Source organism: Thioprofundum lithotrophicum, assembly GCF_055387065.1.
The window spans coordinates 565,466-584,973 of the sequence record NZ_AP042379.1; the positions used below are offsets into that span (position 1 = coordinate 565,466).

Sequence of the window (19,508 nt, forward strand, 5' to 3'; positions counted from 1 at the left end):
TCATGAGCATGCAAGAAAATATTCGCCACTTGAAAAAGACAGCCTGGTGCGTTTTCAGCGCAGCACTGCTGTACATTCCTGCGCAGTCCCACGCCGCACTTCTTGATTTGGCCGACATTCCCCTGGAAGTGAAGGAAGGCGTCCCTCCAAATATCATTTTGACCATGGACGATTCCGGAAGCATGGCCTGGGGTTTTTTACCCGATGGTGCTCAGGACGAATGGTCCAACCATTACAAGTCATCCACCTACAATCGCATTTACTACAACCCCAATGTCACCTATCTTCCCGGCGTCGATGAAAATGGCAATTCCCTCGGGGATGCCAACTTCACCTCTGCATGGCTAAATGGGTACAATCACGCACAAGGCACCGTTGACCTTTCCACCAACTATCGCCCAACGTACTACGACTATCGACCGACTTCCAATTCATGGCACTACCATGGCGGCGGTATCCCGGCTGATTACTACCTGTTTGACAGCTCCCTAACGACCGCCGGTGGTGTTCCCTGCGACATAAACAACACAGCGCATGTCAGCGATGACAACTGTTATACCCAGGTCGTTGTCTCTGCCACTTCGGGGGTGAATCGCTATTCGCCAGAAGTCACGGGATGCGCCCCCGTCGATACATCCAATCCTGCTTGTTATACCGGCCCCGACGAGCGTACGAACTTCGCCAACTGGTATTCGTATTACCGCCTGAGGCATCTGCTTGCCAAAACCGCAACTACCCGTGCCTTTGCCGGCCTGAACACCAACGTGCGTGTTTCCTGGCAAGCACTCAATACCAATACCACTATCGGCGATCCTCTCCCCTTTGGTGGCACCCATCGCAGCAACTTCTTCAACTGGATTTTTTCTGCCCCCACCAGCGGTGGCACACCGCTGACGAATGCTACATGGCGTGCGGGCGTAAAGTATGAAACCGATGCGGACGTCTATCGCAAGGACCCGACTGACAACACCTCGCCCGAGTATTCATGTCGACAGAACTTCCATTTCGCATTTACCGACGGTTACTGGAACAGCAACAGCGTCAACATCCCCGGACCAAACAATTATGACGCTCAAAATATCACCTTGCCCACCACAGGGGATAGTCCCTACGGTGACATCAACTATCAAGCCAATCCGGGAACTGCAGCCAGTGACACGACCCCACCCATCTACCGGGATGACGATGGTAACTTCCTGGGGGACATTGCCCTATATTTCTGGGCGCGGGATCTCCGTACGTCGCTTCCCAACAACGTACCCTTGTTCATTGCCGATCAGGATACAGATATCGATGGCGACAATGACGTCGACAATTTTGATATCTTCTGGAACCCCCTGAACGATCCGGCTGATTGGCAACACATGGTCAACTTTACTGTTGGCTTGGGTATCGATGGCGCACTCCCTTACAACGACACAACCTACCAGGCGTTGCTTAGCGGAGCACAGCACTGGGTCGGAAACCATGTCGATGATCTTTGGCACGCCGCCATCAACAGTCGTGGACGATATTTCAGCGCCCGCAGCCCCGAAGAACTCGTACATGGATTCGAGGAAGTCATCAACTCCATCGTCGAACGCAAAGGCTCTGCCAGTGCGGTGACGACCACTAGCAGCCGATATGAAGTTGGAACCAACCTTTTCCAGGCAATTTACGACCCCAATGACTGGAGTGGAGAAATTCTGGCAAAGGATGTCATCACCAACAGCACTCAATGGAGCGCCTCTACTCAACTCACCCAGATGATCAACAATGGCGTTTCCCGCAACATCATCACCTTTGACCCGGCTAATGATGGAATCCCCTTCCAATGGAGCAGCCTGACTACAGAACAGCAAACTGCCCTCAACACACTCAATGGTGCAGCTGATGGAAAAGGCAGCATCCGTCTCGAATGGCTGCGTGGAGACAACAGCAACGAGGAACAAAACGGGGGCACCCTGCGAAACCGAAAATCCTATCTGGGTGACATTACCCACTCCGATCCAGTCTACGTCCCCCCTCCTGGACCACCGCTCTATTTCTACCCGGAAAGCCTGGAAACCGTAGGTTATTCAACGTACGTAAGCACCTACGCCAATCGCCCCAACATGCTCCTATTTGGAGCCAACGACGGTATGCTGCATATCCTCAATGCCGACACCGGCCAGGAACTACTGGCTTATGTCCCCAACATTCTGTTCAAGCAGCTCAGCGCCCTGACGGATCCCGACTATACGCACCAGTACTATATCGATCGGACGGTCTCCGTATGGGATGTTTTCTACGGAGGCGCTTGGCACACCGTTGCCATTGGCGGTCTCGGCAAGGGTGGTCAAGGCCTGTTCGCACTCGACATCACCGACCCTAGCACATTCACCGAAACCAATGCCGCGAATCTGGCAATGTGGGAATTCACCGACGCAGATGATCCTGATCTTGGCTATACCTACACTACTCCTTACATGATGAAGATGAACAATGACAAGTGGATGGTCGCGTTCAGCAACGGGGTCAATTCGACCGAACCCGATAGCAATCCCTCCTCAACCGGTGATGCCATCCTGTTCCTGCTCGATATCGAAAATGGTGGTAAGGGACCCAATGGGCTGAAGATCAAACTGAGTACGGAAACCGGAACCAACGAAGATCCTCTTGGTCTTCAGCGGCCAAACGCTCTCTCTGACATTGCCGCCATTGATACCAATCGCGATTACAAGGTCGACTATATCTACGCGGGTGATTACTTCGGAAATCTCTGGAAATTCGACGTCTCCAGCCCGGATCCGGCCAATTGGACAGTCTACAAGCAAGGCAATACACCCAAGCCCCTGTTCGTCGCTCGTTCTCCCAATGGCGTTCCACAACCAATCACGTTCCCGCCGGTTGTCAGTGAACACACCAAGAAACACGGCTACCTCGTTTATGTTGGCACCGGGAGCTATATCAAGAATGACGATGTCACGGACAATACCGTCCAGACCATCTACGGTATCTGGGATCGGTTTGAAACGAACATCAATACCATCCAGAGAAATCACCTGCTTGAGCAGTCACTGCTTGATATCAACACGACACAATTCACCACTACCAATGCCCGCAACAGTACCGACAACAAGATGCGCTGGTTTGACGGTGCAGGGCTTCCCACCGGCAGCGAGAACCCTCCCGTCTATCTTGGATGGAGAATGGATCTCCTGAACAACGGCGTTGCACAAGGGGAGCGCCTCTTCGACAATCTCAACGTAACCAGCAATGTCCTTTCGTTTACCACACTGATCCCCTCCTTGGATCCCTGCGTAAGTGGTGGTGAAGCCTGGGCATTCCGCATCAATGCAGACACCGGCAGCCGCTTCCTGAACAGTTCACCTTGGGACTATAACGCGGATGGTGGGCTGAGCATTGCTGACAAAGTCCAGCAAGCAGGAGGAAACACTGTCTGGGGCAGCGGCATCCAGGGCAAGGGCAAGCGCCTGTTCCGCTCACGGACCCTGCTGATTCCCGGTTCCTGCAAGGAAGCCAACATCCAGAACCTGGCTGATGGAACCATTCGCATGATCACCAGTTCGTGCAGCACACGGCAGATCGGTCGACGCTCTTGGCGCCAGATCGAAATTCACTAAGGAGAGGACCTAGCATGAAATTACCACAAGTTTCGGTGGCGATACTCTTGATCTCCTACATGATCTCGAGCCCATCGCTAGCCGCACCGAACCAGAACCGTGATACTCCAACGCTTGGAGTACAAGGCCCTGTAGACAGTATCTCCATCAAACGAGGAACCATCGTCGTGATGGATTTCGCCCGCCAACTGGCACCGGGATACAAAGTGGCCGACTCCAAGGGGAAGGAAGTGTCGGCCTTCAACGTACGCCCCGGTACTCCTGTCAGGCTAGAACTCGATACACGGGGGCGGGTCAAGCGCATCATCATCCAGAAATAAATTGCATCATGCTTCTATCATCAGACTACGCAGGACGCCGTTCGAATCATCCGGATGGGTTTACCCTCATAGAGATGGTCATTACGGTTGCCATCATTGGCATTCTTGCGGCCGTGGCTTGGCCGTTGTTCCAGAATCAAACGCTCAAAAAGGCTCGCAGCGATGGACATGTGGCGCTGACTTCGGCACGTCAAGCGCTGGTGCGATTTCGGTCGGACACTGGCGCTTATCCTCCCGATGCCGCCACTGCCACCGCGTTCTTGCAGAACTTCAAACCCGGTGCAGCCAATGCTCCACCCCGACAATGCGTCTCAAGTCGGGGCTTCCAGAACACAAACCCGCTGAGGAGCTGCCAGAACTATTACAACTTGAGCGTGGTTTCCGATCCGAACGGGTTTGTTCTTACTGCCTCACCCGTCGCTCCCTTTGTCGATCCCGATTGTGGTGATCTTACGCTCGATCAACTCGGCACGAAGGGCATTACCGGGCCCGCCACCATTCGCCGCTGCTGGGGTGAATGAACAAACGTTCCCTCCACGCCAAACAACGTTTTTGAAAACACCGTTTTCAACCGCTTCTTAGCGACGCAAATCCCGCGGCAGAGAAAAGGTGACCGTTTCCCGATACTCGGCGTTTTCCGGGATCACGTCGGCGCCTTCCCGTTGCAGGCGGGCCACAACCGCCCGAACCAGCACTTCCGGTGCCGAGGCGCCGGCGGTGATGCCGATGCGGGTCTTGCCCTCCAGCCATTCGCTCTGAATGTCGTCGGCGCTGTCGATGAGGTGGGCCGGGGTGCCCTGGCGTTCGGCCACTTCCTTGAGGCGGTTGGAGTTTGAGCTGTTGGGGGAGCCGACCACCAGGACCAGGTCGACGTCGCGGGCCAGGCGTTTGACGGCATCCTGGCGGTTCTGGGTGGCGTAGCAGATGTCGTCCTTGCGCGGGCCTTCGATGGCGGGGAAACGCTGGCGCAGGGCGTCGATGACGGCGGCGGTGTCGTCCATGGAGAGGGTGGTCTGGGTGACGAAGGCGAGGTGGGCAGGGTCGCGGACCGCGAGCCGGGCCACGTCTTCGGGGGTTTCCACCAGGTGGATCTCGCCACCGCCGCTGCGCTCGAAGCGGCCCATGGTGCCCTCCACTTCCGGGTGGCCGGCATGGCCGATCAGGATCACTTCGCGGCCTTCCCGGCTGTAACGCAGCACTTCCATGTGCACCTTGGTCACCAGCGGGCAGGTGGCGTCGAACACCCGCAGGCCGCGGCGGTGAGCCTCTTCTTCCACGGCGCGGGAGACGCCGTGGGCGCTGAAGATCACGGTGGCCTCGTCCGGCACTTCATCCAGCTCGTCCACGAACACGGCGCCGCGGTTGCGCAGATCCTCGACCACGTAACGGTTGTGCACCACTTCATGGCGGACGTAGATGGGCGGGCCGAACAGTTCCAGGGCCCGGTCGACGATCTCGATGGCCCGATCCACGCCGGCGCAGAAGCCGCGCGGGTTGGCGAGCAGCACGTCCATCAGTTTTCCCCCTCCCCTTGCGGCGCTTCGATGGCCAGGATTTCCACGTCGAAACGGATCTCGTGACCGGCTAGGGGGTGGTTGAAGTCCACCGTCACTTCCCGCTCGTTTACCGACACGATTGCGCCGGGGACGTCCTCTCCCGACGGGGTGCTGAAGGCCACGATCTGGCCTTCTTGCGGGGTCATGTCCGCGGGAAATTCGCTGCGCGGCAAGGTGTGGACGTTTTCGGGATCGGGGAAGCCGAAGGTCTGGCGCGGCTCGAGGGTCACGGCCTGTTGCTCGCCGGCCTTGAGGCCGTAGAGGGCCAGCTCCAGGCCCTCGACGAGGGTGCCGTCGCCCATGGTGAACTCGATGGGCTCGACCTCGCGGGTGCTGTCGGCCACGGTGCCGTCGGCGAGGGTGATGGTGTAGTGCATCTTCACCCGGCAGCCGGGGGAGATGGTGAGGGCTTCGATTTCGGCGGTCATGTCGTTGATGCCTTTCCGGTTTTCAGTGGATGTCGGTGGATGTCGGCCTGAAGGCCGACCTGCGGGGGGCTTTAGCGACGCGGGCGCAGGCTGTCGATCAGCAACAATACCACACCGACGGTGATGGCCGAATCGGCGATGTTGAAGGCCGGCCAGTGGCATTCGCCGCCCACCGGCACGAACAGGGGCAGGCAGGTGTCGGCGCGGTAGTAGAAGTCCAGAAAGTCGATCACGTGGCCGTGCAGGAGGCGGTCGATCACGTTGCCCACCGCACCGCCCAGCACCAGCGACAGGCCCGCCGCTTCCAGGCGCTGGGCGGGCCCCAGACGCCGCAGCCAGAGGACGATGAACACGGAGATCCCGATGGCCAGGATCGTGAACAGCCAGCGCTGCCAGCCGCCGGCATCGCCCAGGAAGCTGAAGGCCGCGCCCTCGTTGAACATGAGGGTGAGGTTGAACAGGGGGAACAGCGGCCGCGGATGATGGGGCTGCAGGAGGGCATTGGCGAAGCCCTTGGTGAGCTGGTCCAGCAGGACGACGGTGGCGGAGAACCAGAGCCATTTCAGCATGGGGCGGGCACCATCGGGCAGGGGGGTATCGCGGCTTGCGCCGCTCCTACAGGGGTGCCGCCGGGCAGGGAGTTATCGCGGCTGGCGCCGCTCCTGCGGGGGGGAGGAGCGAGCGAGGGGAAGCAGCGGGCATGGGGTATCGCGGCTTGCGCCGCTCCTACAGCGGGGGTGCCGGGCAGGGGTCGCGGCGGGGGCGCCGCTCCTACGGGGGAGGTGCCGGTTCCCGGCGCGGGCTTGCCTCTTTTCACTTGCCGCTTTCCTCTGCCGTCTCGTCAGGCGTGTTGCCGGGTTTCGCCCGGGCCTTCCACGTTCTCGACGCAGCGGCCGCACAGTTCCGGGTGCTTCGGGTTGGCGCCGACGTCGGGGCGGTGGTGCCAGCAGCGGATGCACTTGGGATGGGGCGAGGGGGCGACGGCGACCCAGATCTCGTCGTTGCTGGAGAGGGTGTAGTGCTGGGCCTCCGGCGGCGGGGTGTCCACCAGGTACAGGCGGACGTCGGAAGTGATGAGCACGAAGCGCAGTTCGTCCCCCAGGGTTTCGAGCAGGTCGAGGATTTCGCGGCCGCAGTGCAGATCCACTTCGGCGTCGAGGCTGGAGCCGATGCCGCCGGCCACCCGCAGGGCTTCCAGTTCCTTGTTCACTGCATCGCGCACTTCGATGATCCGGTCCCAGTCGGCCAGGGCCCGATCGGCCTCTGCGGCATCGGCGAACACCGTGGGCAGCTCGTGCCAGGTGTTGAGCAGCACCGATTCGTTGCGCTTGCCGGGCAGGAACTGCCAGATGTCCTCGGCGGTGAAGCTGAGGATGGGCGCCAGCCAGCGCACCAGGGCCTCGGCCACGTGGTACAGAGCGGTCTGGGCCGAGCGCCGGGCACGGCTGTCGCGCTGGGTGGTGTACTGGCGATCCTTGATGATGTCCAGGTAGAAGCTGCCGAGTTCCACGGCGCAGAAGTTGTGCAGCTCCTGGTAGATGACGTGGAACTCGTAATCGGCATAGGCCAGGACGATCCGCTCCTGCAGGCGGCGGGTCTTCTCGAGGATCCAGCGATCCAGATCCAGCAGATCGGCGGGCGCCACGGCGTGCTTGCGGGGATCGAAGCCGTTGAGGTTGGCCAGCAGATAGCGGGCCGTGTTGCGGATCCGGCGGTAGGCGTCGGCGGTGCGCTTGAGGATCTCGTCGGAGACGGCCATCTCGGCCCGGTAGTCGGTAGCCGCCACCCACAGGCGCAGGATGTCGGCGCCCAGGCGATCCACCACCTTCTGCGGCGCCACCACGTTGCCGCGGGACTTGGACATCTTCTGCCCCTTGGCGTCCACGGTGAAGCCGTGGGTGAGCACGGAGCGGTAGGGCGCGCGGTCGTACATGGCCACGGCGGTCAGCAGGGAGGACTGGAACCAGCCCCGGTGCTGATCGGAGCCTTCCAGATAGAGGTTGGCCACCGGGTAGTGCGCCACGCCCTCGCGCCGGTGCAGCACGGCGTAGTGGCTGACGCCCGAATCGAACCACACGTCGAGGGTGTCGGTGATCTTGTCGTAGTCCGGCGCCTCGGGGCCCAGCAGTTCGGCCGGATCCAGCTCGAACCAGGCATCCACGCCGCCCTGCTCGATCCGCTGCGCCACCTGTTCGACGAGTTCCGCGGTGCGCGGATGCAGCTTGCCGCTCTCGCGATGCACGAACAGGGGAATGGGCACGCCCCAGGTGCGCTGGCGGGAGATGCACCAGTCGGGCCGGTTCTCGAGCATGGCGCGGATCCGCGCCTCGCCCCACTCGGGCAGCCAGCGGGTGCGGCCGACCTCGCGCAGGGCGGCGTCGCGCAGCCCCTGCTGATCCATGCTGATGAACCACTGGGGGGTGGCGCGGAAGATGATGGGCGTCTTGTGCCGCCAGCAGTGGGGATAGCTGTGGCGGATGCTCTCGGCATGCACGAGCTGGTTGCGGGCCTTGAGCACGTCGATGATCTCGTCGTTGGCGGTGAACACGCTCATGCCGGCGAACAGCGGGGTGTCGGGCAGAAACTTCCCGTCGGGCCCCACCGGGTTGTCCACCTTGAGGCGGTAGCGGTTGCCCACCGTGAAGTCTTCCTGGCCGTGGCCGGGGGCGGTGTGCACGGCGCCGGTGCCGGCCTCGGTGGTGACGTGCTCGCCGAGGATGATCGGTACCTCCCGCTCGTAGAAGGGGTGCATGAGTTTCAACCCTTCCAGATCGGCGCCCTTGCAGTAGGCCACCACACGGTAGTCCTGCACGTCCCAGCGGTTCATGGCATCGGCGAGCAGGGCCTCGGCCAGGATCAGGCGCTCGGGCACGTGATCGCCCACGCCCTCGCACTGTACCACGGCGTATTCCAGGTTGGGATTGACGGCCACGGCCTGATTGGCCGGCAGGGTCCAGGGCGTGGTGGTCCAGATCACCACCGAGACGGGGCCGTTGCCTTCGTGGCCTTCCACGTGATGACAGCGGGCCATCAGGGCCTCTTCGTCGAGCACCGCGAAACGCACGTCGATGGCGGGGGAGGTCTTGTCCTCGTATTCCACTTCGGCCTCGGCCAGGGCCGAGCCGCAGTCCACGCACCAGTGCACGGGCTTGGCGCCCTTGTGCAGATGGCCGCGTTCGATGATCCGCCCCAGGGCCCGCACGATGTCGGCCTCGTAGCGGAAGTCCATGGTCAGGTAGGGACGCTGCCAGTCCCCCAGCACGCCCAGGCGCAGGAAGTCCTGCTTCTGGGCCTCTACCTGGCTGGCGGCGTACTTGCGGCACTGGGCACGGAACTCGGCCGGCGTGAGATCCACGCCCGGCTTGCCGAAGGTCTTCTCCACCTGCAGCTCGATGGGCAGGCCGTGGCAGTCCCAGCCGGGGATGTAGGGGGCGTCGAACCCGCTCAGCCACTTGGACTTGACGATGAAGTCCTTGAGCACCTTGTTGACCGCATGGCCGATGTGGATCTCGCCATTGGCGTAGGGCGGGCCGTCGTGCAGCTCGAACACCGGCCGCCCTTCCTTGCGGGCCAGCTTGCGCAGCTTTCCATAGAGATCCAGCTTCGCCCAGCGGGCGAGAAATTCCGGCTCCCGCTTCGGCAGGTTGCCGCGCATGGGGAACTCGGTATGGGGAAGATTGAGGGTGTCTTTGTAGTCTGCCACGATGGTCCCTTGGGTTGTGCGTTGCTTGCGTCTCAGGCGGCCCTGGCGAACCAGGCGCGGGCCGCGTCCACGTCCCGTTCGATCTGCGCGACCAGGGCCTCGAGGGAATCGAACTTCGCCTGATCCCGCAGCTTGTGCAGGAAGCTCACCTGCAGGTGGCGGCCGTAGATCTGCTGGTCGAAATCGAAAATATACACCTCCAGCAGGGTGCGCGTGCCCTCCACCGTGGGCCGGTTGCCGAGGCTGGCCACCCCTTGCAGGGGCTCCTCGTCCAGGCCGTAGATCTCCACCACGAAGATCCCTTCCAGCGGCGTGGCCCGGCGGTGCAGAAACAGGTTGGCGGTAGGAAAGCCCAGTTGCCGGCCCAGCTTCTCGCCATGGGCCACCCGGCCGCTCATGCGGTAGTCGCGTCCCAGCAGGCGGCTGGCCTCCTCCATCTTACCCTGTTCCAGGGCCTGGCGGATGCGGGTGCTGCTGACCCGCGCGCCGTCAACATGGAAGGTGTGCATGTGCGCCACCTGAAAACCGTGGGCCTGGCCGGCGGCCTGAAGGGTGCCGAAGCTGCCCTCACGCCCCCGGCCGAAGCGGAAATCGTCGCCGACCACCAGGTATTTCACGCCCAGCCCCTGCACCAGCACCGTCTGCACGAATTCCTCCGCCGGCATCCGGGCCAACCGGTCGTTGAACGGCAGCACCAGCACCCGGCGCACGCCGTAGCGGCGCAGGGCCTCGAGCTTCTCGCGGAAGCGGGTCAGGCGCGGCGGCGCGGTGTCGGGCGCGAAATACTCCCGCGGCTGGGGCTCGAAGGTGATCACCACCGCCGGCAGACCGAGGGCGTCCGCCTTCTCGTTGAGCTGGCCGAGCACCGCCTGGTGGCCGAGATGCACGCCGTCGAAATTGCCGATGGTGGCCACGCAGCCGTGATGCTCGGGGCGCAGGTTGTGCAGGCCGCGGATCAGTTCCATGGGTTTGTCGGAGGCGTAAAATGACAGTATATCAGGAAGGCCGGGCGAAGCGCCGCCAGCGCCAGCCCAGCAGCACCAGCAGGCCGAAGTAACTGCTCACCCCTGCCGCCACCACGCCGGCCAGGCGAAGGGCCCGCTCGAAGGTGCCGGCGGCCAGCCACGATTCGATGCCGCCGGCCAGCCACCACAGCAGCAGGCCCATGCCCAGGGCCGCAAGGATCACCTGAACCAGCAGCGCGCCCCAGCCGGCGGCGGGCCGGTAGATGCCGCTGCGCCGCAGCCCCATCCACAACAGCAGGGCGTTGACGAAGGACGACAGTGCCGTGGCGATGGCCAGCCCCATGTGGGGACCGGGAAAGTCGATGGCCAGAAGCAGCAGCACCGCCAGGACGTTGAAAATCATGTTGGCGGCCATGGCCACCAGCGAGATGCGGACCGGGGTCTTCGTATCCTGGCGGGCGAAATAGCCGGGCACCAGGACCTTCACCAGCATGAAGCCGAGCAGGCCGAAGGCGTAGGCGAACAGGCTGTAGCCGGCCATGCTCACATCCGTGGGGGTGAAGGCGCCGCGATAGAACAGGGTCGCCAGCAGCGGGCCGGCCAGCACCCCGAGGGCCACCGCCGCCGGCAGGCCGATGATCACCACCCAGCGCACCGCCCAGTCGAGCATGCGGGTGAAGGCCTCGGGGCGGGTACGGGCATGCTGCTCGGAGAGCCCCGGCAGGATCACCGTAGCCAGGGCGATGCCGAACACGCCGAGGGGAAACTCCATCAGCCGATCCGAGTAATACAGCCAGGAGATGCTGCCCTCGGCCAGGAAGGAGGCGATGACGATGTCGAACAGCAGATTGATCTGCATGGCCGAGGAGCCGAGGATCCCCGGCAGCATCAGCCGGCCGATGCGCCGCACGCCCGGATCGCGGAAGCCCCAGCGCGGCCAGCGCAACAGGCCCAGGCGGGCCACGAAGGGCAACTGGAAGGCCAGCTGCGCCACGCCGGCGATGAACACCCCCCAGGCCAGGGCCATCACCGGCCGTTCCAGATGGGGCGAGAGCCACAGGGCGCAGCCGATGAGGCTCAGGTTGAGCAGCACCGGGGTGAAGGCCGGCACCGCAAACCGGCCCCAGGTGTTGAGGATGCCCCCGGCCAGGGCGGTGAGTGAGATGAACAGGATGTAGGGAAAGGTGATGCGCAGCATGTCGCTGGTCAGGGCGATCTTCTCCGGCTCGCCGATGTAGCCCCAGGCGATGAGCATCACGAACAGCGGCGTGGCCACCACCACCAGCAGCGTGAGACAAAACAGGACGGTGGCCAGGGTGCCGGCCACCCGCGCCACCAGCGCGGCGGTGGCCTCGGGATCCCCCTTGACCTTGTATTCGGCCAGCACCGGCACGAAGGCCTGGGAGAAGGCCCCCTCGGCGAACAGCCGGCGCAGGAAGTTGGGCAGCTTGAAGGCGATGAAGAAGGCATCGGTCCCCGCCCCCACCGGAAACACCCAGGCGAAGACCATGTCGCGGACCAGGCCGAAGACCCGCGACACCAGGGTCATGCCGCTGACCACGGCGGTGGATCTCAAAAGGCCCATCCGGCCCTCGCCTCGCAGGTTGCAAGCATTTGTTTTTGTTCGATTATTGCCCGGAAAGGGCGCAGCATAGCACGAGCCGCCAGGCCCTGCGGGAAAACCGCTCCGGATATTGACAAACGGGCCGGAAAGCCTGATTATACGCGGCTTTCCGAATCCACGCCGTCAGGAGAAACGACTTGGCCAACTCAGCTCAATCCCGCAAGCGCGCCCGCCAGGCGGAACGGCACCGCCAGCGCAACGCCAGCTACCGCTCCATGTTCCGCACCTTCATCAAGAAGGTGATTGCCGCCATCAACGAAGGCGACAGGGAAAAGGCGCAGAGCGCGTACCAGCAGGCCGTCTCCATCATCGACAAGACGGCCAACAAGGGCCTGATCCACAAGAACAAGGCCGCCCGCCACAAGAGCCGCCTGAACGCCCGCATCCGCGCGATGCAGTAAGGGCGCGCTTCGCGACCAGACCAAAAAGCCGGCCCCTGGGCCGGCTTTTTTGTGGCGCCTCTGCTTGACCAACCATGGTGGAAAAAACGCAGCCCCGTAGGCCGCGTTCGAATCCGGAGGTAGGTCGGCCTTCAGGCCGACGAACGTGTCGGGCTGAAGCCCGACCTGCTTTCCCTTTTCAGAACACCACCATGTCGTCCCGATGGATGAGTTCCGGCTCGGCCACGTAGCCGAGGATCTCCTCGATCCGGCCGCTGGGCTGGCCGAGGATCTGGCGGACTTCGTCGGCGTTGTAGTTGACCAGGCCGCGGGCGATTTCGTGGCCGGCTTCGTCCACGCAGGCGACCACTTCACCGCGGCGGAATTCGCCCGTCACGGCCTTCACGCCCACCGGCAGGAGGCTGCTGCCCTGCTCCCGGAGGGCCCGTACGGCGCCGGGATCGCAGGTGAGCCGGCCCTTGAGCTGCAGGTGGCCGGCCAGCCACTGCTTGTGGGCGGCGATGGGGGCCTGGTTGGCCCTGAGCAGGGTGCCCAGTTCCTCGCCCCGGCGCAGGCGCAGCAGCACGTCGGCCTCGCGGCCGGGGGCGATGAGGGTGCAGGTGCCGGAGCGGGCGGCCAGGCGGGCGGCGCGGATCTTGGTGGCCATGCCCCCCCGGCCCAGGGCGCCGCCGCGGGCCGCGGCCATGGCGTCCAGTTCGCGGTCGGCGGCGTTGGCTTCCGGGATCAGGCGGGCCTCGGGATCCTGGCGGGGATCGCGTTCGTAGAGCCCGGCCTGATCGGTGAGCAGGATCAGGTGATCGGCCTCCACCAGGTTGGCGGCCAGGGCGGCCAGGGTGTCGTTGTCGCCGAAGCGGATCTCGTCGGTGACCACCGTGTCGTTCTCGTTGATCACCGGCACCACGCCCAGCTCGAGGAGGCTGCGCACGGTGCTGCGGGCGTTCAGGTAGCGCTGGCGATCGGAGAGATCCTCATGGGTGAGGAGGATCTGGGCGGTGTGCAGGCCGTGCCGGCCGAAGGCCGACTCCCAGGCCTCCACCAGCCCCATCTGCCCCACCGCGGCGGCCGCCTGGAGCTGGTGCAGCGCATGGGGCCGTTGCGTCCAGCCGAGCCGGGCCATGCCCTCGGCCACCGCGCCCGAGGAGACCAGCAACAGTTCCATGCCCTCCTCCCGCAAACGGGCCATCTGCGCCACCCAGGCGGCGATGGCGTCGCGGTCGAGCCCCACCCCGTCGTTGGTCAACAGGGCGCTGCCGATCTTCACGACCCAGCGTCTGGCGGTGGTGAGGCGTTGGCGTTTGCTCATTGCAGATGAGGCTATTCGAACTCGGAACGGGGCAACCCCGATTGGCGGATGATGGACAGTAACGTGCCGGTTCGCAGCTCGGCATGATCGGGAACCGGCACGGTGATCGTGGTATCCGGCAATTTCTTCTGCATGACCATGTGGCTGCCTCGGCGGCGGACTTCGCGAAAACCGTGTTTCTCCGGAATCCGGCAGACCGCCTTTCCGGAGAGCACACCGAGCCTACCCAATCGCAACCTCCACCTGGGTGATCCAGATTTCGCCGTGCAGTCGCTGGCGGATTTCCTCGGGACTTGCCGTTTCGAAGAACAGCTCCAGGGCTTCCTTGAGGTTGTTCCGGGCCTCGTCCACCGTGGCGCCCTGGCTGGCCACGTCCACTTCCGGACACAGGGCAACATAGCCCCCGTCTTCCTTTTCGATGATGGCCGTCAGTTGTCTGTTCATGTGGTGGTCTCCTCCTCAGTCGCTTCCCGTTCCCCGGCCCTTCGCTCGTCGAGCGCATCCATGATCCGGCCGCACAGTTCGCGGGTGCCTTCCTGGCGGATGGCGCTGATCCGGAACACCGGCCCTTCCCAGCCGAGGCGGCGCACGATGTCGTCGCAACGGGCCTCCCGCTCGGCCGCCGGCAGCAGGTCGATCTTGTTCAGCACCAGCCAGCGTTCGTAGTCCAGCAGCGCGGGATCGAAGCGCTCCAGTTCCCGCTCGATGGTGCGCACATCTTCCACCGGATCCGCGCTCTCGTCCAGCGGCGCGGCGTCCACCAGGTGCAGCAGCAGGCGGGTGCGGGCGATGTGCTTGAGGAAGCGGATGCCGAGGCCGGCGCCCTCGGCGGCACCTTCGATGATGCCGGGGATGTCGGCCACCACGAAGCTGCGGTGGGACTCCACGCTCACCACGCCTAGGTTGGGATGCAGGGTGGTGAAGGGGTAGTCGGCCACCCTGGGCCGCGCGCCCGAGACGGCGCGGATGAAGGTCGACTTGCCGGCGTTGGGCAGGCCCAGCAGGCCCACGTCGGCCAGCACCTTGAGTTCCAGGCGCAGCTCGCGGGACTCGCCGGGGGTGCCCGGGGTGGACTGGCGCGGGGTGCGGTTGGTGCTGGACTTGAAACGGGTGTTGCCCACCCCGTGGGTGCCGCCCTTCGCCACCAGCAGGCGCTGGCCGTCTTCCACCACATCGCCGATCAGCTCGCCGGTATCCACGTCGTGGACGGTGGTGCCGAGGGGCACCTTGACGAACAGATCCGCCCCGCGCTTGCCGGTCTGGTTGCGGCCGCGGCCCGGCTCGCCGTTCTCGGCCCGGTAACGGCGGGTGAAGCGGAAGTCGGCCAGGGTATTGAGATTGCCGTCGCCCACCAGCCAGACGCTGCCGCCGTCGCCGCCGTCGCCACCGTCGGGGCCGCCGAACTCGATGTACTTCTCGCGCCGGAAGCTGACGCAGCCGTTGCCGCCCTTGCCGGCGTGGACCTGGATGGTGGCTTCATCGACGAATTTCATGGGAACGGGCGGCGGGGAAATCGCGGGGATGGCATTATATAAGGTGTGGGCGGACTGGCTTCAACCGCCACAAACGAAAAACCCCGTCGGTGACGGGGCTTCGGTGAGGCGGTGCGGCCGGCGGGGTCAGGCCGCCGGAATCACGCTCACCTGCTTGCGCTTCTTCGGGCCCTTGACCTCGAAGACCACGGTGCCGTCCACCTTGGCGAACAGGGTGTCGTCACCGCCACGCCCGACGTTGACGCCGGGATGCACGTGGGTGCCCCGCTGCCGGACCAGGATGTTGCCGGCGCGGACCTGCTCGCCGCCGTAGCGCTTGACGCCGAGGCGCTTGGAATGGGAATCGCGGCCGTTGCGCGTGCTGCCGCCTGCCTTCTTGTGTGCCATGAGTCTGTACCCTCTGTGCCGGGACGATCAGGCGTTGATCGCCGTGATTTCCAGTTCGGTGTAGGCCTGACGGTGGCCCTGGACCTTCTGATGGTGCTTGCGGCGGCGGAACTTGATGATCCGGATCTTCTTGCCGCGGCCATGGGCCCTGACGGTGGCGGTGACCTTGCCGCCCTCCACGTAGGGCTGGCCGATCTTGATGTCCTCGCCGTCGGCGATCATCAGCACCTTGTCCAGATCCAGGGAGGCGCCCTCCTCGGCGTCGAGCTTCTCGACCCGAATGCGCTGGCCGGGCTCCACCCGGTACTGCTTGCCGCCTGTTTCGATAACCGCGTACATGTTCTGTTTCTCCGAGATTCGGGTCGCCGGCACGGCCGACGAACCTGCTTGTGGCGTGAAAGGCCGGCAATTTTAGCCGCTCGGACGCCGTCGGTCAAAGGCTTTTTGACGCAGATCAGGAGGTTGTCCCGCCATTTCTTGACAGCCGGGGCGCTGCCCCCCTAGCATTCACAGCCCTTTGCCGGAGCCGTCCCCCGCCCCATGACCGCCGACGAGATCTACAGCCTCATCCAGCCCGACATGGACCGGGTCAACGCCCGAATCCAGGAGAAGCTGCACTCGGAGGTGGTGCTGATCAACCAGATCGGGGCCTATATCGTCAACAGCGGCGGCAAGCGCCTGCGGCCCATCATCCACCTGATCAGCGCCCGGGCCTTCGACTACGACGGGGACCGGCACATCGACCTGGCCGCCATCGTCGAGTTCATCCACACCGCCACCCTGCTCCACGACGACGTGGTGGACGCCTCCGAGCTGCGCCGGGGCGAGGCCACCGCCAACCACCTGTGGGGCAACGAGGCCAGCGTGCTGGTGGGGGATTTTCTCTACTCCCGGGCCTTCCAGATGATGGTGGACATCGGCAGCATGAAGGTCATGGACATCCTGGCCGACGCCACCAACACCATCGCCGAGGGCGAGGTGCTGCAACTGCTCAACTGCCACGATCCGGACACCACCGAGGAACGCTACCTGGAGGTGATCCACAACAAGACCGCCAAGCTGTTCGAGTCGGCGGCCCGGCTGGGCGCGGTGATCAGCGGCCGCGGCGAGGCCGAGGAAGCGGCCATGACCGCCTACGGCATGCACCTGGGCTGCGCCTTCCAGCTCATCGACGACGTGCTCGACTACACCGCCGAGAGCAGCGAACTGGGCAAGAACGTGGGCGACGATCTGGCCGAGGGCAAACCCACCCTGCCGCTGATCCACGCCATGCGCGAGGGCAGCCCCGCACAGCGGGATCTGATCCGCGGGGCCATCGAGGAAGGCGGGCTGGAACGGATCGACGACATCCTCGCGGCCATTGAATCCACGGGAGCCATCGACTACACTGCGCGCTGCGCGCGGGCGGAGGCGGACCAGGCCATCGAGGCCATCGCCGATCTGCCCGGTTCCCGGTACCGGGACGCGCTGGTCGGTCTGGCCCGTTTCGCCGTGGACCGGACCTACTGACAATCCATTCCAGCCCGGAAACGCCCACCTCCCGTCTGGGGTCGCTTCCATCCACGGGCAGATTCGCTCATCGGCGTGTAGCGCAGTCTGGTAGCGCACTTCCTTCGGGAGGAAGGGGTCGGGGGTTCGAATCCCTCCACGCCGACCAATTGTAAGGCAGAGGAAAGGGACAAGAGACAAGAGGAAAGCCCCTTGTATCTTGCCTCTTTTATCCCTGTTCCAGCAGATTGCGCAGGTCGATGACGGCGGCGTTGGCGCGGGAGATGTAGGAGGCCATGACCAGGGAGTGGTTGGCGACGAAGCCGAAGCCGCTGCCGTTGAGGATCATCGGGCTCCAGACGGTCTGCTGGGTGCCTTCCAGTTCGCGAATGATCTGGCGCAGGCTGGCGTGGGCGTTCTTCTTGGTCAGCACGCCGTCAAAATCCTTTTCCACCGCGCGCATCAGGTGAATCAGCGCCCAGGTGGCGCCGCGGGCCTCGTAGAAGACGTCGTCGATCTGCAGCCAGGGCGTGCGCACCACCTGGCGGCCAGCAGTCCGGGTGGACTGGGCAGCGCCGGGATCGCCGGCCAGATCGGTGTTCTCGCGCAACTGGCCCACGCTGGCTGAGAGCCGCTGGGAGAGGGAGCCGAGACGCTTTTCCACCATCGCCAGCCATTCGCGCAGGTTGTCGGCGCGGGCGTAGAACTGGGCGTCGGGCTGCTGCGGATCGCTCAGGCGCAACAGGTAGCGGCGCAGGGCCTCGATGGCCTGGCGGTATTCCCGCTCAGTGGGCGGGAACAGCCAGGATTCGGTATCGAAGTTGAGCTTGGGCTCGGCGACGATGAGATCCGGATCCTCGACCGACTGGGACTGGGAGCGGCTGAAATCGTTGCGCAGGGCGCGGGCCATGTCACGCAACTGGACGACCACCCCGAATTCCCAGTTGGGGATGTTGTCGAGCAGCACGCCGGGCGGGAACACGTCGTTGCTCAGATAGCCGCCGGGCTTGTCGAGCAGCACCTCGGCCTCGTGGATGGTGGTGGCCACCGTGTAGACCCCGGTCACCAAGCGCTGCGCGTCGTCCCCGACCGCCTGGCGGGCCACGGCGCTCACATCGAACAGATCCGGCTCCCGGCTCCAGTACCAGCCCAGGACCAGATTGAGGATCAGCAAGGTCAACAGCGCGACCCCGGTGCTCCACAGCAGACCCTTCTCCTTCCAGGTGCGGGGATGGTAGAGCGCCAGCAACTGCCGCCCCAGGCGCTGCAGCCGGCTGCCGCGGCGTGATTCGTTTGCGTCCATTGGCTTGCGTCTCTCCTCTCGTCTCTGTCCAGTGTACTCCATTCGCCGCAGGCGGATCGGCTGGCACTTCCCCGCGGGGCGAGTATACTTTGGCCATGCGCCGACAACCTCCCCTGTTCCGCCCCTTTCTCGCGCTGCTGGTCGCGGCCCTGCTCGTGGCCTGCGCCACCTCGCCCACCGGGCGCCGGCAGCTGATGCTGGTCTCCCCCCAGGAGGCCGTCAACGCCTCGAAACAGGCCTACGTGCAGATGCTGGCCCCGCTGGAGAAGGAAGGGAAGATCGACACCGATCCCGAACTCACCGCCCGAGTGCGGCGCATCACCCACCGGTTGGTGGCGGTGGCCGTGAAAAGGTTCCCCCAGACCCGCAACTGGGAATGGTCGGTGAAGGTGATCGACGATCCGAAGACGGTCAATGCCTGGTGCATGGCTGGCGGGCGGATGGCCGTGTACACCGGCCTCATCGAACGGATCAAACCCACCGACGACGAACTGGCCCAGGTGATGGGCCATGAAATCGCCCATGCCCTGGCCAACCACACGGCGGAGAAGATGTCGGTGGCCCTGGCGACCATGCTCGGCGTCACTGCCGTGGGCGTGGCCGCCGGCGAGGAGCACCGCGGCACGGCGCTGGCCGGTGCCGCCCTGGCCGCCAAGCTGGCGGTGGAACTGCCCAACAGCCGCACCGCCGAGGCCGAGGCCGACCGGATCGGGATCGAGCTGGCGGCCCGCGCTGGCTACGATCCGCGCGCGGCGATCACGTTGTGGCGGAAGATGGGCCGGCTCGGCGGCGGACGCCCTCCGGAATTCCTCAGCACCCATCCGGCGCCGGAAAACCGCAGCCGGGCGCTGCAGGCCCTGGTGCCGAAGATGCTGCCGCTGTACGAGACGGCACGCAAGCATCCCCCGGCCTCCTGAATCGGCGGATGCGGT

General features: G+C 64.2%; 19 protein-coding genes and 1 tRNA gene. 7 read left to right on the forward strand and 13 right to left on the reverse strand.

Annotation, left to right across the window (positions count from 1 at the left end; all coding sequences use genetic code 11):
* Positions 1-2: 2 nt before the first annotated feature.
* Genes ACZ5BH_RS02615 through ACZ5BH_RS02625 form a run of 3 tightly spaced genes read left to right on the forward strand, consistent with a single transcriptional unit; the run spans position 3 to position 4,446 of the window.
* Complete coding sequence (locus ACZ5BH_RS02615) at positions 3-3,605, forward strand: pilus assembly protein (RefSeq protein WP_464890366.1); 3,603 nt, start codon at positions 3-5, stop codon at positions 3,603-3,605.
* Positions 3,606-3,619: 14 nt separating this feature from the next.
* On the forward strand, positions 3,620-3,925 hold the full coding sequence (locus ACZ5BH_RS02620; protein WP_464890367.1) for a hypothetical protein: 306 nt from the start codon (positions 3,620-3,622) through the stop codon (positions 3,923-3,925).
* A gap of 8 nt (positions 3,926-3,933) precedes the next feature.
* Entirely contained in the window at positions 3,934-4,446 is a 513-nt protein-coding gene (locus ACZ5BH_RS02625; RefSeq protein ID WP_464890368.1) for a type IV pilin protein, read from the forward strand.
* A gap of 57 nt (positions 4,447-4,503) precedes the next feature.
* Here ACZ5BH_RS02625 and ispH read toward each other — a convergent pair whose 3' ends face one another.
* The 6 genes from ispH to murJ form a co-directional block, all read right to left on the reverse strand.
* Positions 4,504-5,439: a 4-hydroxy-3-methylbut-2-enyl diphosphate reductase gene (gene ispH, locus ACZ5BH_RS02630; RefSeq protein WP_464890369.1), complete on the reverse strand. Its 936-nt coding sequence runs from the start codon at positions 5,437-5,439 to the stop codon at positions 4,504-4,506.
* Positions 5,439-5,909 (reverse strand): FKBP-type peptidyl-prolyl cis-trans isomerase, encoded by a 471-nt coding sequence (gene fkpB, locus ACZ5BH_RS02635; RefSeq protein ID WP_464890370.1) that lies wholly within the window; start codon positions 5,907-5,909, stop codon positions 5,439-5,441. Before fkpB ends, ispH begins: the two co-directional genes overlap by 1 nt.
* Before the next feature lie 71 nt (positions 5,910-5,980).
* A complete protein-coding gene (lspA, locus tag ACZ5BH_RS02640) occupies positions 5,981-6,478 on the reverse strand; it encodes a signal peptidase II (protein ID WP_464890371.1) in 498 nt (165 codons plus the stop codon).
* A gap of 272 nt (positions 6,479-6,750) precedes the next feature.
* Positions 6,751-9,612: an isoleucine--tRNA ligase gene (gene ileS / locus ACZ5BH_RS02645; protein ID WP_464890372.1), complete on the reverse strand. Its 2,862-nt coding sequence runs from the start codon at positions 9,610-9,612 to the stop codon at positions 6,751-6,753.
* 32 nt (positions 9,613-9,644) lie between these two features.
* On the reverse strand, positions 9,645-10,577 hold the full coding sequence (gene ribF / locus ACZ5BH_RS02650; RefSeq protein ID WP_464890373.1) for a bifunctional riboflavin kinase/FAD synthetase: 933 nt from the start codon (positions 10,575-10,577) through the stop codon (positions 9,645-9,647).
* Between the two features lie 31 nt (positions 10,578-10,608).
* Complete coding sequence (gene murJ / locus ACZ5BH_RS02655) at positions 10,609-12,162, reverse strand: murein biosynthesis integral membrane protein MurJ (RefSeq protein ID WP_464890374.1); 1,554 nt, start codon at positions 12,160-12,162, stop codon at positions 10,609-10,611.
* Positions 12,163-12,338: 176 nt separating this feature from the next.
* Between murJ and rpsT the strand changes: the two genes are divergently transcribed.
* Positions 12,339-12,602: a 30S ribosomal protein S20 gene (rpsT, locus tag ACZ5BH_RS02660; RefSeq protein WP_464890375.1), complete on the forward strand. Its 264-nt coding sequence runs from the start codon at positions 12,339-12,341 to the stop codon at positions 12,600-12,602.
* Positions 12,603-12,780: 178 nt separating this feature from the next.
* On the opposite strand, the gene proB is transcribed toward rpsT, so the two are convergent.
* The 6 genes from proB to rplU form a co-directional block, all read right to left on the reverse strand.
* Positions 12,781-13,905: a glutamate 5-kinase gene (proB, locus tag ACZ5BH_RS02665; protein WP_464890376.1), complete on the reverse strand. Its 1,125-nt coding sequence runs from the start codon at positions 13,903-13,905 to the stop codon at positions 12,781-12,783.
* A gap of 11 nt (positions 13,906-13,916) precedes the next feature.
* The gene (locus ACZ5BH_RS02670; RefSeq protein WP_464891185.1) at positions 13,917-14,120 is read right to left on the reverse strand and encodes a type II toxin-antitoxin system HicA family toxin; all 204 of its coding nucleotides are present in this window, start codon (positions 14,118-14,120) and stop codon (positions 13,917-13,919) included.
* Positions 14,121-14,127: 7 nt separating this feature from the next.
* A complete protein-coding gene (locus ACZ5BH_RS02675; protein ID WP_464890377.1) occupies positions 14,128-14,349 on the reverse strand; it encodes a type II toxin-antitoxin system HicB family antitoxin in 222 nt (73 codons plus the stop codon).
* Positions 14,346-15,398 carry an Obg family GTPase CgtA gene (cgtA, locus tag ACZ5BH_RS02680; RefSeq protein WP_464890378.1) on the reverse strand — a complete coding sequence of 351 codons (1,053 nt, stop codon included), beginning with the start codon at positions 15,396-15,398 and terminating at the stop codon, positions 14,346-14,348. Before cgtA ends, ACZ5BH_RS02675 begins: the two co-directional genes overlap by 4 nt.
* A 126-nt stretch (positions 15,399-15,524) precedes the next feature.
* The gene (rpmA, locus tag ACZ5BH_RS02685) at positions 15,525-15,785 is read right to left on the reverse strand and encodes a 50S ribosomal protein L27 (protein ID WP_464890379.1); all 261 of its coding nucleotides are present in this window, start codon (positions 15,783-15,785) and stop codon (positions 15,525-15,527) included.
* Positions 15,786-15,812: 27 nt separating this feature from the next.
* The gene (rplU, locus tag ACZ5BH_RS02690) at positions 15,813-16,124 is read right to left on the reverse strand and encodes a 50S ribosomal protein L21 (RefSeq protein ID WP_464890380.1); all 312 of its coding nucleotides are present in this window, start codon (positions 16,122-16,124) and stop codon (positions 15,813-15,815) included.
* Between the two features lie 201 nt (positions 16,125-16,325).
* On the opposite strand from rplU, the gene ispB reads away from it, so the two are divergent.
* Entirely contained in the window at positions 16,326-17,294 is a 969-nt protein-coding gene (ispB, locus tag ACZ5BH_RS02695) for an octaprenyl diphosphate synthase (RefSeq protein WP_464890381.1), read from the forward strand.
* A 71-nt stretch (positions 17,295-17,365) separates the two neighbouring features.
* Positions 17,366-17,442, forward strand: a tRNA-Pro gene (locus ACZ5BH_RS02700).
* Between the two features lie 60 nt (positions 17,443-17,502).
* On the opposite strand, the gene ACZ5BH_RS02705 is transcribed toward ACZ5BH_RS02700, so the two are convergent.
* Positions 17,503-18,576, reverse strand: coding sequence for a DUF2333 family protein (locus ACZ5BH_RS02705; RefSeq protein ID WP_464890382.1), 1,074 nt, complete (start codon positions 18,574-18,576; stop codon positions 17,503-17,505).
* A 95-nt stretch (positions 18,577-18,671) separates the two neighbouring features.
* Between ACZ5BH_RS02705 and ACZ5BH_RS02710 the strand changes: the two genes are divergently transcribed.
* Entirely contained in the window at positions 18,672-19,493 is an 822-nt protein-coding gene (locus tag ACZ5BH_RS02710; RefSeq protein WP_464890383.1) for a M48 family metallopeptidase, read from the forward strand.
* Positions 19,494-19,508 lie beyond the last annotated feature (15 nt).

Bases quoted from the DNA above. Each gene is read 5' to 3' on its own strand.
- proB (WP_464890376.1), bottom strand. From the start codon at position 13,905: ATGAGCAAACGCCAACGCCTCACCACCGCCAGACGCTGGGTCGTGAAG.
- ispB (WP_464890381.1), top strand. From the start codon at position 16,326: ATGACCGCCGACGAGATCTACAGCCTCATCCAGCCCGACATGGACCGG.
- fkpB (WP_464890370.1), bottom strand. From the start codon at position 5,909: ATGACCGCCGAAATCGAAGCCCTCACCATCTCCCCCGGCTGCCGGGTG.
- ACZ5BH_RS02710 (WP_464890383.1), top strand. From the start codon at position 18,672: ATGCGCCGACAACCTCCCCTGTTCCGCCCCTTTCTCGCGCTGCTGGTC.
- lspA (WP_464890371.1), bottom strand. From the start codon at position 6,478: ATGCTGAAATGGCTCTGGTTCTCCGCCACCGTCGTCCTGCTGGACCAG.
- ACZ5BH_RS02675 (WP_464890377.1), bottom strand. From the start codon at position 14,349: ATGAACAGACAACTGACGGCCATCATCGAAAAGGAAGACGGGGGCTAT.
- rplU (WP_464890380.1), bottom strand. From the start codon at position 16,124: ATGTACGCGGTTATCGAAACAGGCGGCAAGCAGTACCGGGTGGAGCCC.
- murJ (WP_464890374.1), bottom strand. From the start codon at position 12,162: ATGGGCCTTTTGAGATCCACCGCCGTGGTCAGCGGCATGACCCTGGTG.
- ribF (WP_464890373.1), bottom strand. From the start codon at position 10,577: ATGGAACTGATCCGCGGCCTGCACAACCTGCGCCCCGAGCATCACGGC.
- ACZ5BH_RS02620 (WP_464890367.1), top strand. From the start codon at position 3,620: ATGAAATTACCACAAGTTTCGGTGGCGATACTCTTGATCTCCTACATG.
- ACZ5BH_RS02705 (WP_464890382.1), bottom strand. From the start codon at position 18,576: ATGGACGCAAACGAATCACGCCGCGGCAGCCGGCTGCAGCGCCTGGGG.
- rpmA (WP_464890379.1), bottom strand. From the start codon at position 15,785: ATGGCACACAAGAAGGCAGGCGGCAGCACGCGCAACGGCCGCGATTCC.
- ACZ5BH_RS02625 (WP_464890368.1), top strand. From the start codon at position 3,934: ATGCTTCTATCATCAGACTACGCAGGACGCCGTTCGAATCATCCGGAT.
- cgtA (WP_464890378.1), bottom strand. From the start codon at position 15,398: ATGAAATTCGTCGATGAAGCCACCATCCAGGTCCACGCCGGCAAGGGC.
- ACZ5BH_RS02615 (WP_464890366.1), top strand. From the start codon at position 3: ATGAGCATGCAAGAAAATATTCGCCACTTGAAAAAGACAGCCTGGTGC.
- ispH (WP_464890369.1), bottom strand. From the start codon at position 5,439: ATGGACGTGCTGCTCGCCAACCCGCGCGGCTTCTGCGCCGGCGTGGAT.